The following is a 13281-nucleotide window of genomic DNA, read 5'->3' on the forward strand; positions in this document are numbered from 1 at the left end:
CCTATGGTGCCGATCGCGGGCGGATCACTCCGCCCGGCGCGCCCTTAGCCTCGGATGAGGTTGCGGAGCACGTACTGCATGATGCCGCCGTTGCGGTAGTAGTCCGCCTCGCCCGGCGTGTCGATGCGCACGACCGCGTCGAACTCCACACCGGTGTCGGTGGTCACCTTGACGGTGCGCGGGGTGGTGCCGTTGTTCAGCTCCTCCACACCGGTGAAGGAGAAGGTCTCCTCGCCGGTGAGGCCCAGGGAGGCGGCGGTGGCGCCCTCCGGGAACTGCAGGGGCAGGACGCCCATGCCGATCAGGTTGGAGCGGTGGATGCGCTCGTAGGACTCGGCGATGACGGCCTTGACGCCGAGCAGCGCGGTGCCCTTGGCGGCCCAGTCGCGGGACGAACCCGAGCCGTACTCCTTGCCCGCCAGGATGACCAGCGGGATGCCGGCGGCCTGGTAGTTCTGGGAGGCGTCGTAGATGAAGGAGACCGGCGCGCCCTCGACGGTGAAGTCGCGGGTGAAGCCGCCCTCGGTGCCCGCCGCGATCTGGTTGCGCAGGCGGATGTTGGCGAAGGTACCGCGGATCATGACCTCGTGGTTGCCGCGGCGGGAACCGTACGAGTTGAAGTCGCGGCGCTCGACGCCGTGCTCCGTGAGGTACTTTCCGGCCGGCGTGTCGGCCTTGATCGCACCGGCGGGCGAGATGTGGTCGGTGGTGACCGAGTCGCCCAGCTTCGCCAGCACGCGCGCGCCGGCGATGTCGGAGACCGGGGTGGTCTCCATCGTCATGCCCTCGAAGTACGGGGGCTTGCGCACGTAGGTGGACTGCGGGTCCCACTCGAAGGTGTTGCCGGTCGGGATCTCCAGCGCCTGCCACTGGGCGTCGCCCGCGAAGACGTCCTGGTAGGACTTGTTGAACATGTCCTCGCCGATGGCGTTCGCCACGACGTCGTTGACCTCGGCCTCCGACGGCCAGATGTCGGCCAGGAAGACCGGCTTGCCGTCGAGGTCGGTGCCCAGCGCGTCCTTGGTGATGTCCACCTTCATGGAGCCCGCGATGGCGTACGCGACGACCAGCGGCGGGGAGGCCAGGTAGTTCATCTTGACGTCGGGGTTGATGCGGCCCTCGAAGTTGCGGTTGCCCGAGAGGACCGAGGTGACCGCGAGGTCGGCCTCGTTGATCGCCTTCGAGATCTCCTCGTCCAGCGGTCCGGAGTTGCCGATGCAGGTGGTGCAGCCGTACCCGACGAGGTTGAAGCCCATCTTGTCGAGGTACGGGGTCAGACCGGCCTTGTCGAAGTAGTCGGTGACGACCTTCGAACCCGGGGCGAGGGTGGTCTTGACCCACGGCTTGCGGGTCAGGCCCTTCTCGGACGCCTTCTTGGCCACGAGCGCCGCGGCGACCATGACGTAGGGGTTCGAGGTGTTGGTGCAGGAGGTGATCGCGGCGACGGTGACGGCGCCGTGGTCGATCTCGAACGAGGTGCCGTCGGCCAGGGTCACCAGGGTGGGCTTGGTGGGCACACCGTTGGAGGACGCCGGGGCGTCGGACGCCGGGAAGGACTCCTTGCCGGCCTCCTCGTCGTCGCTGACGTAGTTGCGTACGTCCACGGCGAACTGCTCGGCGGCGTTCGCGAGGACGATGCGGTCCTGCGGGCGCTTCGGGCCGGCGATGGAGGGGACGACCGTGGAGAGGTCGAGCTCCAGCTTCTCGGAGAAGTCGGGCTCGGCGGCCGGGTCCAGCCACAGCCCCTGCTCCTTGGCGTACGCCTCGACCAGGGCGACCTGCTGGGCGTCGCGGCCCGTCAGGCGCAGGTACTTCAGCGTCTCGTCGTCGATCGGGAACATCGCGGCGGTGGAGCCGAACTCCGGCGACATGTTGCCGATGGTGGCGCGGTTCGCGAGGGAGGTGGCGGCGACGCCCTCACCGTAGAACTCGACGAACTTGCCGACGACGCCGTGCTTGCGGAGCATCTCGGTGATGGTCAGCACGAGGTCGGTGGCGGTGGTGCCGGCCGGCAGCTCGCCGGTCAGCTTGAAGCCGACGACGCGCGGGATCAGCATGGAGACCGGCTGGCCGAGCATCGCGGCCTCGGCCTCGATGCCGCCGACGCCCCAGCCCAGCACGCCCAGGCCGTTGACCATGGTGGTGTGCGAGTCGGTGCCGACGAGGGTGTCGGGGTACGCCTGGCCGTTTCGGACCATGACCGTGCGGGCCAGGTGCTCGATGTTGACCTGGTGGACGATGCCGGTGCCCGGGGGGACGACCTTGAACTCGTCGAAGGCGGTCTGGCCCCAGCGCAGGAACTGGTAGCGCTCCTTGTTGCGGCCGTACTCCAGCTCGACGTTCTGGGCGAACGCCTCGCGGGTGCCGAACTTGTCGGCGATGACCGAGTGGTCGATGACCAGCTCGGCCGGGGCCAGCGGGTTGATCTTGGAGGCGTCGCCGCCCAGGGCCTTCACGGCCTCGCGCATGGTGGCGAGGTCCACGACGCAGGGGACGCCGGTGAAGTCCTGCATGATCACGCGAGCCGGCGTGAACTGGATCTCCTCGCTGGGCTGGGCCTGCGAGTCCCAGTTGCCGAGCGACCGGATGTGGTCGGCGGTGATGTTCGCGCCGTCCTCGGTGCGGAGCAGGTTCTCCAGCAGGACCTTCAGGCTGTAGGGAAGGCGGGCGGAGCCCTCGACCTTGTCCAGCTTGAAGATCTCGTACGACTCGTCGCCCACCTGCAGCGTGCTGCGGGCGTCGAAGCTGTTCGCCGACACGACAGTCTCCTTCATGCATGATTTCGCGCGTATTACCGCAATCCTGCCGTGTGGCGCTCTGGCCAATCCGCTAAGGTGAGGCTAAGTTAGGTAACCCTTACCGGCGGGACGGCTGCGGTACGCCTTGGGCAGTTATCTCGATGTCGAGATAACTCTAGTACATGTCCGGGGGGAGGGACGAGGCACGCACCCTCAGTCCTGCCGCCACGGTGCGCTGGCCGGGGGATTCCGCATGCCCTGATTCGATCAGTGTGACCAGCGCGGACACCGCCGTCACGGCAATCCGCTCAGGTCCCAGCGTGACGGTCGTCACGGACGGCTCGCACGTCCCGTACGCCGGATCCTCGCTCGCGCAGACCAGGAGCAGGTCCCTGGGCGTACGGATTCCGTGGCGCGCGGCGGCGGCGAGCACCTGCCGGCCACCCGGGTCGTACACGCTGTAGACGGCGTCGGGATGGTCCGGCGCGGCGAACGCGGCGTCGAAGGCGCGGCCCGCCGCGTCCTCCGGGTCGAAGACGACGATCCGTGGGCTCCGGCCGCGCTCCGCGCACCACTGTTCGTAGGCCGAGGTGACGGCTGCGGTGTAGTGCTCGCGGCCGTAGCCGGAATGCAGCGCGATCCGGCGGGCGCCGGAGGCGGCGAGGTGGTCGAGCACCTCGCGGGTGGTCGCGGCGTGGTCGTTGTCGACCCACACGTCATCGGGTCGCGGATCGGTGGGCCGGCCGTCGAAGACCACCGGCAGCCCGCGCGCCCGCAGGGCCCGCAGCACCCGGTCGCCGTCCGGGCTGTCGAGCAGCAGCATCCCGTCGACGGCGAGGGTGTGCCACAGGGGCTCGGCGCCGCGGTCGGCGGGCAGGGTGGTCAGCGCGTAGCCGTGGGCGTGGGCGGCGGAGGTGGCGGCGGTGAGCAGGCGGGAGAAGTAGGCGACCCCCGCGAAGTCCCACGCCGAGCCGGCGTAGGTGGTGACGGCCACGCCGAGGGTGCGGGTACGGGGGCCGCGGTGGGCTCCGTACCCGAGGGCGGCGGCGGTCTCGCGGACCCGGCGGCGGGTGCCCTCGCCGAGCCGGCCGGTGCCGTTGAGGGCGTGCGAGACGGTCGCGGTGGAGACCTCGGCGGCGCGCGCGATGTCGGCGATGGTCGGTCCCGGTCCTGGCACGCGGTCATCGTACGGACGGACGGCCCGGATGGGGGACGGCCGCCGAGGATTCCGTGGCCGACTCCGCGGATGTTCCGCAGGCGTTGATCCCTGCGGATTCCGTGGGGCGGGACGGGTTCTGGTTACGGGCTTAATCAATGAGTGTCCTGTCCTCGCCACATCCACTGATCCCTGTTGCGTTCGGAGCGGTCATGACGACACCTCTGCCCCTGCCCCGCCACGGTTCCCCCGTCCCTTCCGGATCGGCCGCGTCCGCGTCCGGGTCGGCCTCCGGCGCCCTGTCGCGGCGGGGGTTGCTCGCGGCGGCCGGCGCAGCCGGAGCGGCGGGGCTGCTCGGCGCCACCGCGTCGCCCGCGGCGGCTGCTGCCGCCGGCCCCTCGGGGCGGGCTTCGGCGGCGCTCGTCATCCACAACGCCCGGGTGTTCACCGGGGTGGAGCGGGGCGGTCCGGACGCGACGGGCGGTCCGGGCCGGTCGGTGGCGGTCGGTCGGGACGGCCGGATCCTGGCCGTGGGCCCGGACGCCGCGCTGCGCCGGTACGTCGGTCGGGACACCGAGACGGTGGACGCGCGCGGGAACACCGTGATGAGCGGCATCCACGACGGTCACGTGCACCCGCTGGGCGCCGGGGACCGGTCGTTGCGGCCCTCGCTGGAAGGGGCGGAGACCACGGAGGCCGAGCTGCGGGCGATCCTCAGCGGCTTCCTCGCGGAAACCGGGGGCGCGGGGGCGGAGCCGGACCGCTGGTTGGTGGTGGAGGACTGGAATCCGGTCGGGCTGCTGCCGATCGGGACGGCGCCGCACCACAGCGTGTTGGACGCGCTGGCGACCCGCTGGCCCGTGGTCCTGGTCGGCGGCGACGGGCACAACCTGTGGGCGAACCGGCGGGCCCTGGACATCGCCGGGATCACGGCCGCCACCCCCGACCCGGTGGGCGGCCGGATCGTGCGGGGTGCGGACGGGCTGCCGACGGGCGTGCTCAAGGACGACGCCCAGGACCTGGTGAAGCGGCACGTGCCGGAGCCCTCGCGGGCGGAACTCGTCGCGGCGTGCGCCGGCGTGCTCGAGCTGGCGGCGGCCTCCGGGGTCACGACGATGATGGACGCCCTGGTCGGCCGGCACGAGCTGAGCCTCTACCAGGAGCTGGCGGGGGCCGGCCGGCTGCCCCAGCGGATCGTTCCGGCGATCCGGCTCGACGCCGCGCAGGCGAAGGACCCGACGGCCGCCCTGACGTACGCGCGGGCGCTGCGGCGGGAGTTCGAGGGGGTTGCGGGCCTGCGGTTCGGGATGGTGAAGGTGTTCCTGGACGGGGTGATCGAGCACCCGGCGCAGACGGCCGCGCTGCTGGAGCCGTACCTGGACGGCGCGGGCAGGCCGACGGGGAACCGGGGTGAGCTCTACACCTCGGCGACGGACTACGGCCGGCTCACCGCCGCCTTCAACGCGGCCGGCTGGCAGATGCACGCCCACGGGCTGGGCGACCGGGCGGTCCGCACCGCCCTGGACGGGTACGCGTACGCCCGTCGGGTGACCGGGGCGCGCGATCCGCGCAACGCGGTGGCGCACCTCCAGCTGGTGGACCCGGCCGACCTGCGGCGCTTCGCGCAACTCGGGGTGGCGGCCTGCATGCAGCTCCAGTGGGCGGCGCGGGACACCTGGACGATGGAGGCGCTGCTGCCGTACATCGGCCCGCGGCGCCACCGCTGGATGTACCCGGCGCGCAGCCTGGAGCGGGCCGGGGCGCGCCTGGCCGGCGGCTCCGACTGGCCCGTGGACGCCCTGCAGGTGTGGAACCAGTTGCGGACGGCGATCGACCGGCAGGGCGAGCACGGCTCGGGGCCGCTGTACCGGGAGCTGGAGGGGCTGGGGCGGAGCAGCGTACTGCGGATGCACACCGCGGGGACGGCGTGGCAGCTGCGTCAGGAGGGGCTGACGGGGACCGTGGAGCAGGGCAGGGCGGCGGACCTGGTGGTCCTGGACCGCGACGTGACGCGCTGCCCGGTGGCGGACATCAGCGGTACGGAGGTACGGCTGACCCTGGTCGGCGGCCGGGTCGTCCACGACGCGGATTCGACGACGGGGAGGGCGGCTTCGGCCCGGGCGGCGCAGCGTGCGACGTACCGGCCGGCGTCGGGTCCGCGTCCGGTCTCCGCCACGGCGGTGCACGGCGGCCGCCACCGCGCCTGCGGCTGCACGGCGGGCTGAGCGGGGGCGGGGGCGGGGGACGGAGGGGTGCGGGGCGAGGGCCGGCTGGGTGCGGGGCGGGGCTTGGCCCCATCGACTTCGGGATGGTCTGCACAACACTGCCCTGTATGCGGCATATCGGACCTCAGGCCGCCCGGAGTCGCCCCTCTCCCCCACCGGACCCACCCGTCACACGGCGGACCGGGGAACGGATCTGACGGTCGGTGACACCCGTCTGCCACACCCAGCGCGATCTCCATCTCATATCTGAGATACCGTGCACCCATGGCAGACGACTACCTCGTACGCATCGGCAAGCTCATCCGTGACGCCCGGCAGCACCGTGGCTGGACGCAGAGTCAACTCGCGGACGCCCTGGGCACCAGCCAGAGCGCCGTGAACCGGATCGAGCGCGGCAACCAGAACATCAGCCTTGAGATGATCGCCCGAATCGGCGAAGCGCTCGACAGCGAGATCGTCTCTCTGGGCTACGCCGGTCCGATGCACCTGCGCGTCGTCGGTGGACGGCGCCTGTCCGGCGCCATCGACGTCAAGACGAGCAAGAACGCGTGCGTGGCCCTGCTGTGCGCCTCGCTCCTCAACAAGGGCCGCACGGTGCTCCGTCGCGTGGCCCGCATCGAGGAGGTGTACCGCCTCCTGGAGGTCCTGAACTCCATCGGCGTGCGCACCCGCTGGATCAACGACGGCGTCGACCTGGAACTCATCCCGCCGGCGCGCCTGGACATGGACGCCATGGACGCGGACGCCGCCCGCCGCACCCGCAGCATCATCATGTTCCTCGGCCCGCTGCTGCACCGCATGGACCACTTCCGGCTGCCCTACGCCGGCGGCTGCGACCTCGGCACCCGCACCATCGAGCCGCACATGATCGCCCTGCGCCGCTTCGGGCTGGACATCACCGCGACCGAGGGCATCTACCACGCGCAGGTGGAGGCCGGTGTCTCCCCGGACCGCCCGATCGTGCTGACCGAGCGCGGGGACACCGTCACCGAGAACGCGCTGCTGGCCGCGGCCCGCCACGACGGCGCCACCGTCATCCGCAACGCCTCGTCCAACTACATGGTCCAGGACCTGTGCTTCTTCCTGGAGGCGCTGGGCGTCAAGGTCGAGGGCATCGGCACCACCACCCTCACCGTCCACGGCGTACCGAACATCGACGTCGACGTGGACTACTCCCCCTCCGAGGACCCGGTCGAGGCGATGAGCCTGCTGGCCGCCGCGGTCGTCACCGAGTCGGAGCTGACGATCCGCCGGGTTCCGATCGAGTTCATGGAGATCGAGCTCGCGGTCCTGGAGGAGATGGGCCTGGACCACGACCGTTCGGCCGAGTACGTCGCCGACAACGGCCGCACCCGCCTGGTCGACCTCACGGTCCGCCCGTCGAAGCTCGAAGCCCCCATCGACAAGATCCACCCGATGCCGTTCCCCGGGCTGAACATCGACAACGTCCCGTTCTTCGCCGCCATCGCCGCCGTCGCCCAGGGCCAGACCCTGATCCACGACTGGGTGTACGACAACCGGGCCATCTACCTGACCGACCTCAACCGCCTCGGCGGCCGCCTCCAACTCCTGGACCCCCACCGTGTCCTGGTCGAGGGCCCGACCCGCTGGCGCGCGGCGGAGATGATGTGCCCGCCGGCCCTGCGCCCGGCCGTCGTCGTCCTCCTGGCCATGATGGCCGCCGAGGGCACCTCGGTCCTGCGCAACGTCTACGTCATCAACCGCGGCTACGAGGAACTCGCCGAACGCCTCAACTCGGTGGGCGCCCAGATCGAAATCTTCCGCGACATCTGACCAGCCGGCCACACCGGGCCGGGCCACCTGTGGTGGCGGCCCAAAACGCCCGTCACCGAAGCCCCGTCACGCTCTTTCAGGAGCATGGCGGGGCTTCGGTTCTTGGTCCCGGCACCTGACGTCCCTCCGCCGACGCACTCGGCGGTTCCGGAATGCGGAGCGATGACCCGAGCCCACGGCGGGGCCGTCCGTGGACCGGCCGGTCGATCCGCCGCGCATGCCGTCACGCCCCGACCGGCGTCGTCCCGCGCCTCGCCCGCCGCGCGGTGGCGACGCGGTGCGGGGCACGGCTTCGACCCGACTTCGCGAAGGAGCGGGTGCGGCAGCCCTGAACGCGATAGCTTCCGAATCCCCCGTTCCGGCTGATTTTCGCCGAGGCGGGCGGCCTCGTCCCACATGCCGTACTCCCCCGTCCACGAATCCGCATGGTGTGTAGTCTCCGCGCGTTCATGACACGTATTGCCAGAAGGGCATCTTGTGACCTACCCGCCTCCGTACGCCTACCCGCCCCCGCACGCTCCGGACAGGCGGCGCTGGTGGCAGCACCCCGGCCTGATCATCCCCCTCCTGGTGGTGCTGCCCCCCATCGGCATCGTGCTCATCTGGACGAGTCGCTGGAAGACGGCCCCGAAAGTCATCGTCACCATCGTGGCCGGAGCGTGGATGATCTCGCCCTTCCTGGCCGATCCGCCGCCCAAGAAGGTCGAGGCCGACGCCAAGCCGAAGGCGCCCGTGGCGGCGTCGGCGGCACCGTCCTCCTCGCCGACCCCCGCTCCGTCCGGCCCGCCGAACCTGGTGGGCCAGACCCTCAAGGACGCCCAGGCCGCCGCCCTGGCGGCCGGCTTCAACCCGGTCTCGCACGACGCCGGTCCCGAAGACGCGGCCCAGGTGGCCGACGGCAACTGGAAAATATGCTTCCAGACCCTGCGGGACCAGCCGGCCGGCAAGCAGCCCACCCTCGATTTCGGCGTGACGCGGACAGAGTGGCCGTGCCCCGTCAAGGATGGCGACCCGATTCCCCACCCCAGGATGCCGAAGGTGGTCGGTCAGGCCTTCGCCGGGGCGAAGACGACCCTGAACCCGTTGGGCCTCCAAGGCGTCGAGGCGCGGAGCGCGTACACGGACGTCACCGTTCCCGGGAACCCGGACAGTTGGACGGTCTGCTTCCAGGAACCGGAGGAGGGCAAGGAACTCCCGTACCCGAGGACCACCACCGCTCAGCTGTCCCTGACGGCGCCCGGCACCTCCTGCCCGGCCGGCAGGAACACGGCACTGCACCCGGTTCCGACTCCGCAGCCGGCCCGCGACGATGACGACTCGAGTGGCTCATCGTCCAACGGCGGATCGACTTCGAGTTCCGGCGGTTCGTCCTCGTCGGGCGGGTCCTCGACCGGCGGCGGCGGCACGTCCTCGTCGGGAGGCTCCTCGACCGGCGGCGGCGCATCCTCGTCGGGCAGTACCTCGACCGGTGGCGGCGGCGCCGTTTCCTACAAGAACTGCACGGCCGTCCGCGCGGCCGGGGCCGCTCCCATCCGACGTGGGGATCCCGGCTACGGCCGCCACCTGGACCGTGACGGCGACGGCGTCGCCTGCGAGTAGCCCGACCCGCACGAAGCGGAGCAGGCCCCGCCACCACCCCGGCACCGACCGGGGCTCGGCCGGGCCCTCCGTCAGGGTGGGGACGCCGCGCGACAGACGCCTGCCGCGCGGGGGCGGCGGGCAGACTGGGGGTGGGCGCGACTCGGCGCCCCCGGTCGAGGGAGTCGCATGGCCAACGGGTGGCTGCCGCCTGCGGAGTACGTTCGGACCATTGCTCGGGCGACCAGTTACGCCTGCCTGTACTTCACCGATGTCGCCGGGCGGCCGGTGCAGTTGCGGGCGGTGCACGCGTACGAGGAGTGGCAGTGCCCGGGCGGGAACATGGATCCCGGGGAGACCCCGTGGCAGTGCGCGGTACGGGAGTGCCTGGAGGAGACCGGGATCGTCTTCGACGGGCCGCCGCGGCTGCTCGGGTCGCACTTCATCGGGCATCAGGGCGAGGCGTGGCCGGCGAACCACATCGGGTTCGTCTTCGACGGGGGCACCCTCACGGACGGGCAGATCGCCGGGATCGTCCTGGATCCGACGGAGCACCGGGAGGTCGGGGTCCGCTCCGTCGAGGCGTGGGAGGGGCTCATGACCCCGGTGAACTTCAGGCGGCTCAAGGCGATCGACGCGGCCCGCAGGGAGGGGCGCGTGGCGTACATGGAGACTCCCTGACCGCGGGTTGCAATGTCAGTGGAATATGACTCCAAGGGCCTGACCCGGTGGGACTGACACGAGTAGACTGCGGCGCTTTTCGTTTCCGCATCATCGACATCGTTGACCGGGGGGTCTCACCATGTTCGACCGTAGAAGCATTGCCATGATCGGCGCCGTGGGGGTCGTCGTCCTGTCGCTCGCCGGGTGCGAGGACAGCGCGCCGAAGAAGGGGACGGACGCCAAGCCGGCCGCCGCGCCGTCGTCCAGTGCCCCGGCCTCGGCCGGCGCGTCCGCGGCGCCGGTCATGCCGGCCGTCGTCGGGCTGAAGTTCGCCGCGGCCGAGGCGGACGTGAAGAAGGTCATCACCCAGAAGGTCGAGGCCCGCGCCGCGTACGCCGACGTCACCCTGCCCGCCGACCGTTCGCAGTGGGACGTCTGCTTCCAGACTCCGGCCGGCGGCACCGAGGTGGCGGCCGGCAGTACCGCCGAGCTGTCGATCGTCGCGCCCGGCACCGCGTGCCCGGACAAGGCCGGCGCCACCCTGCGCCCCTCGAAGGCCCCGACGACGGCCGCACCCAGGCCGACGCCCACGCCGGCCAAGCCGAAGGCCACCGCCGGCACCGGCGGGACCACGGGCGGATCCGGCACGGGCGGATCCGGCACGGGCGGATCCGCCGGGACCACCGGCGGCACGACCGGCGGTGGCGGCGGAGGCAGCGCCTACTACAAGAACTGCGACGCCGCGAAGGCCGCCGGAGCGGCGCCCATCCGGCGCGGACAGCCCGGGTACCGCGAGGCCCTCGACCGGGACAAGGACGGCATCGCCTGCGACAAGTAGGCCAAGCAGGCAACCGGGCGGGCCGGACGGGGCCCGGGCGGTCAGTGGCGACCGGGGCCCGGGCGGTCAGGGGCGGCCGGGGTCAGCCCCTGACGGCGACGGTCGCCGTCGGTATTCGGCCGGCCGTCCGGCGCCCTCTCGCCCGGCCCGCCGAGGGGGCGGCAGAATCGGCCCTCCGGTACGGCGTCGAGGGGGCGGCCATGGCAGTGGAAACGAGTGCGGGCACCGAAGTTCCGGGTCTGGAAGGGGTCCCGCTGCTCGGGTCGCTCCTCGACCTGACCTCGGACTCGCTCGGCACCTACCGACGGGCCCGGGAGCGACACGGCGACGTCGTACGGATCACCGCCGGCCCGCCGGGGCTGCGCGCCGAGTTGTACTGCGTGTTCTCCGCCGAGGGCGCGCAGCAGGTGCTGGCCACGGAATCGGCCAACTTCCGCAAGGACAACGCGTTCTACCAGGAGATCCGCGACTCCTTCGGCAACGGCCTGCTGACCAGCCAGGACGAGGACTACCTGCGCCAGCGGCGGCTGGTGCAACCCCTCTTCACCCGCAAGCGGGTCGACGGGTACGCCGGGGCGGTCGTGGCCGAGACCGAGGCGACCGTCGCCTCCTGGGCCGGGTCCCGGGACGGGATCGTCGACGTCCGCGACGAGATGACGCACCTGGCCCTGCGGGCGGTGTCCCGGATCCTGTTCGGCACGGACGCGGACGTCACCGTCGACGTCGTCGACCGGTGTTTTCCGGTCATCACGCAGTACGTGCTGCGCCGCGGCTACTCCCCGGTGAAGACCCCGCGGACCTGGCCCACCCCGGGCAACCGACGGGCGGCCGCCGCGCTGGAGGAGCTGTACGCGGTCTGCGACCGGATCGTCTCCGAGCGGCGCGGGGCGGCGGCGAGCGACGACCGGGGCGAGGACCTGCTGACCCTCCTGGCCGAGGCCCGCAGCGCGGACGACGGCGCCTTCGACGCCGCCGAGCTGCGCGACCAGGTACTGATCTTCCTGCTGGCCGGCCACGAGACGACCGCCACCTCGCTGGCGTTCGCCCTGCACCTGCTCGGCCGCCACCCGCAGGAGCAGGCGCGGGCCCGCGAGGAGGTCGTCCGGGTCCTGGGCGACCGTCCGCCGCAGGCCGCCGACCTCGATCGACTGCCTTACCTCACACAGGTGTTGAAGGAGGCGATGCGGCTGTACCCGGCGGCGCCGGTGATCGGCCGCAAGTCGGTCGCGGCCACCGAGGTCTCCGGGCACACCATCCCCGCGGGATCCGACGTCATCCTCGCGCCGTGGGTGACGCACCGCCACCCGCGCTACTGGCCCGATCCGGAGCGTTTCGACCCCGAACGGTTCGCGCCGGGGGCGGAGGCCGAGCGACCGCGCTACGCCTGGTTCCCCTTCGGCGGCGGCCCGCGCGCCTGCATCGGACAGCACTTCTCGATGCTGGAGTCCGTGCTGGCGCTGGCGGTGATCCTGCGCGCCTACGCGTTCGAGTCCGTGGACACCGAGGTTCCGGTGAGTGCCGGGATCACCCTGGAGACGCGGGGCCCCGTGCGTTGCCGGATCCGCCGCGTGACCGGGTGATCCCGCGGCGGCGCCCCGTACGCGTGCGTCCGGAGACGCTCGTGCGTCCGACGCTGCCCGGGCGTCCTGCGACGTACGGGCGTCCGGCGACGCACGGGCGGGCGGAAACGCGCGGGCGTCCGGCCGTGGGCGTCAGCGGTAGTCGTCCGGGTGGCCCTGCATCCAGGTGTTGACCTTGTCGCGGGTGGCGATCAGCGTCGTCTGGTTCTTCTTCAGGTTCTCGAAGGTCCGGTCGCCGCCGAGCTGCTTGTCCAGCTTCGCGATCAGGTTGATCGGCTCGGGGAAGTGGCCCGGACCCTTGGGGTCGGCCTTCATGGCGCGGTCCATGCGGTGCAGCTCGTCGTGGACCCGGCCGAGGAAGTACGCGCAGTTGCCGGGCGTGCAGGAGTCGTTCAGCGTGGCCTGGAGGCCGGCGAAGGCGTCGCGTACGAGGGACACGGGCTCCTCGCCCGGAGCGCCGCTCGGGGAGCCCGCGGCGGGGGCCGAGGGCCGGGCGGCCGTCGGGGAAGCCGTCGAGGCGCCGCCGGCGGACGCGGAGGCCGAGGGCGACGCCGGCGCGGACGCGACGGCGGACGGCGCCGCGGAGGTGGCCGCCGATGCGGAGGCCGACGCCTTCGCGTCGTCGCCGCCCCCGCAGGAGACGGTGAGCGCCGCCAAGGTCAAGGTCATGAGCGTGGCCGCGGCACCCCGCGCGGTCGAACCGAACATC

Annotated in this window: 9 protein-coding genes; 6 read left to right on the plus strand and 3 right to left on the minus strand. The window is 72.0% G+C overall.

The window, feature by feature from the left end:
• Positions 1 to 44: 44 nt before the first annotated feature.
• The gene (acnA, locus tag ACFY0I_RS18020; RefSeq protein ID WP_388896344.1) at positions 45 to 2759 is read right to left on the minus strand and encodes an aconitate hydratase AcnA; all 2715 of its coding nucleotides are present in this window, start codon (positions 2757 to 2759) and stop codon (positions 45 to 47) included.
• 154 nt (positions 2760 to 2913) lie between these two features.
• The gene (locus tag ACFY0I_RS18025; protein ID WP_388896346.1) at positions 2914 to 3915 is read right to left on the minus strand and encodes a LacI family DNA-binding transcriptional regulator; all 1002 of its coding nucleotides are present in this window, start codon (positions 3913 to 3915) and stop codon (positions 2914 to 2916) included.
• A 191-nt stretch (positions 3916 to 4106) separates the two neighbouring features.
• On the opposite strand from ACFY0I_RS18025, the gene ACFY0I_RS18030 reads away from it, so the two are divergent.
• The 6 genes from ACFY0I_RS18030 (at position 4107) to ACFY0I_RS18055 (ending at position 12572) form a co-directional block, all read left to right on the plus strand.
• Entirely contained in the window at positions 4107 to 6119 is a 2013-nt protein-coding gene (locus ACFY0I_RS18030; protein ID WP_388896349.1) for an amidohydrolase, read from the plus strand.
• Positions 6120 to 6383: 264 nt separating this feature from the next.
• A complete protein-coding gene (locus ACFY0I_RS18035; RefSeq protein WP_388896352.1) occupies positions 6384 to 7913 on the plus strand; it encodes a helix-turn-helix domain-containing protein in 1530 nt (509 codons plus the stop codon).
• A gap of 477 nt (positions 7914 to 8390) precedes the next feature.
• Positions 8391 to 9512, plus strand: a complete 1122-nt coding sequence (locus ACFY0I_RS18040; RefSeq protein ID WP_388896355.1) for an excalibur calcium-binding domain-containing protein — start codon at positions 8391 to 8393, stop codon at positions 9510 to 9512.
• Positions 9513 to 9680: 168 nt separating this feature from the next.
• Positions 9681 to 10172, plus strand: coding sequence for an NUDIX domain-containing protein (locus ACFY0I_RS18045; protein ID WP_388896358.1), 492 nt, complete (start codon positions 9681 to 9683; stop codon positions 10170 to 10172).
• A gap of 145 nt (positions 10173 to 10317) precedes the next feature.
• Entirely contained in the window at positions 10318 to 10992 is a 675-nt protein-coding gene (locus tag ACFY0I_RS18050; protein ID WP_388896361.1) for an excalibur calcium-binding domain-containing protein, read from the plus strand.
• Between the two features lie 200 nt (positions 10993 to 11192).
• A complete protein-coding gene (locus ACFY0I_RS18055; protein WP_388896364.1) occupies positions 11193 to 12572 on the plus strand; it encodes a cytochrome P450 in 1380 nt (459 codons plus the stop codon).
• 132 nt (positions 12573 to 12704) lie between these two features.
• Here the strand turns inward: ACFY0I_RS18055 and ACFY0I_RS18060 are convergent, their stop codons facing one another.
• Positions 12705 to 13241: a hypothetical protein gene (locus ACFY0I_RS18060; RefSeq protein WP_388896367.1), complete on the minus strand. Its 537-nt coding sequence runs from the start codon at positions 13239 to 13241 to the stop codon at positions 12705 to 12707.
• Between the last annotated feature and the right edge of the window lie 40 nt (positions 13242 to 13281).

This window comes from Streptomyces sp. NPDC001568 (genome assembly GCF_042893755.1).
Lineage (GTDB): Bacteria > Actinomycetota > Actinomycetes > Streptomycetales > Streptomycetaceae > Streptomyces.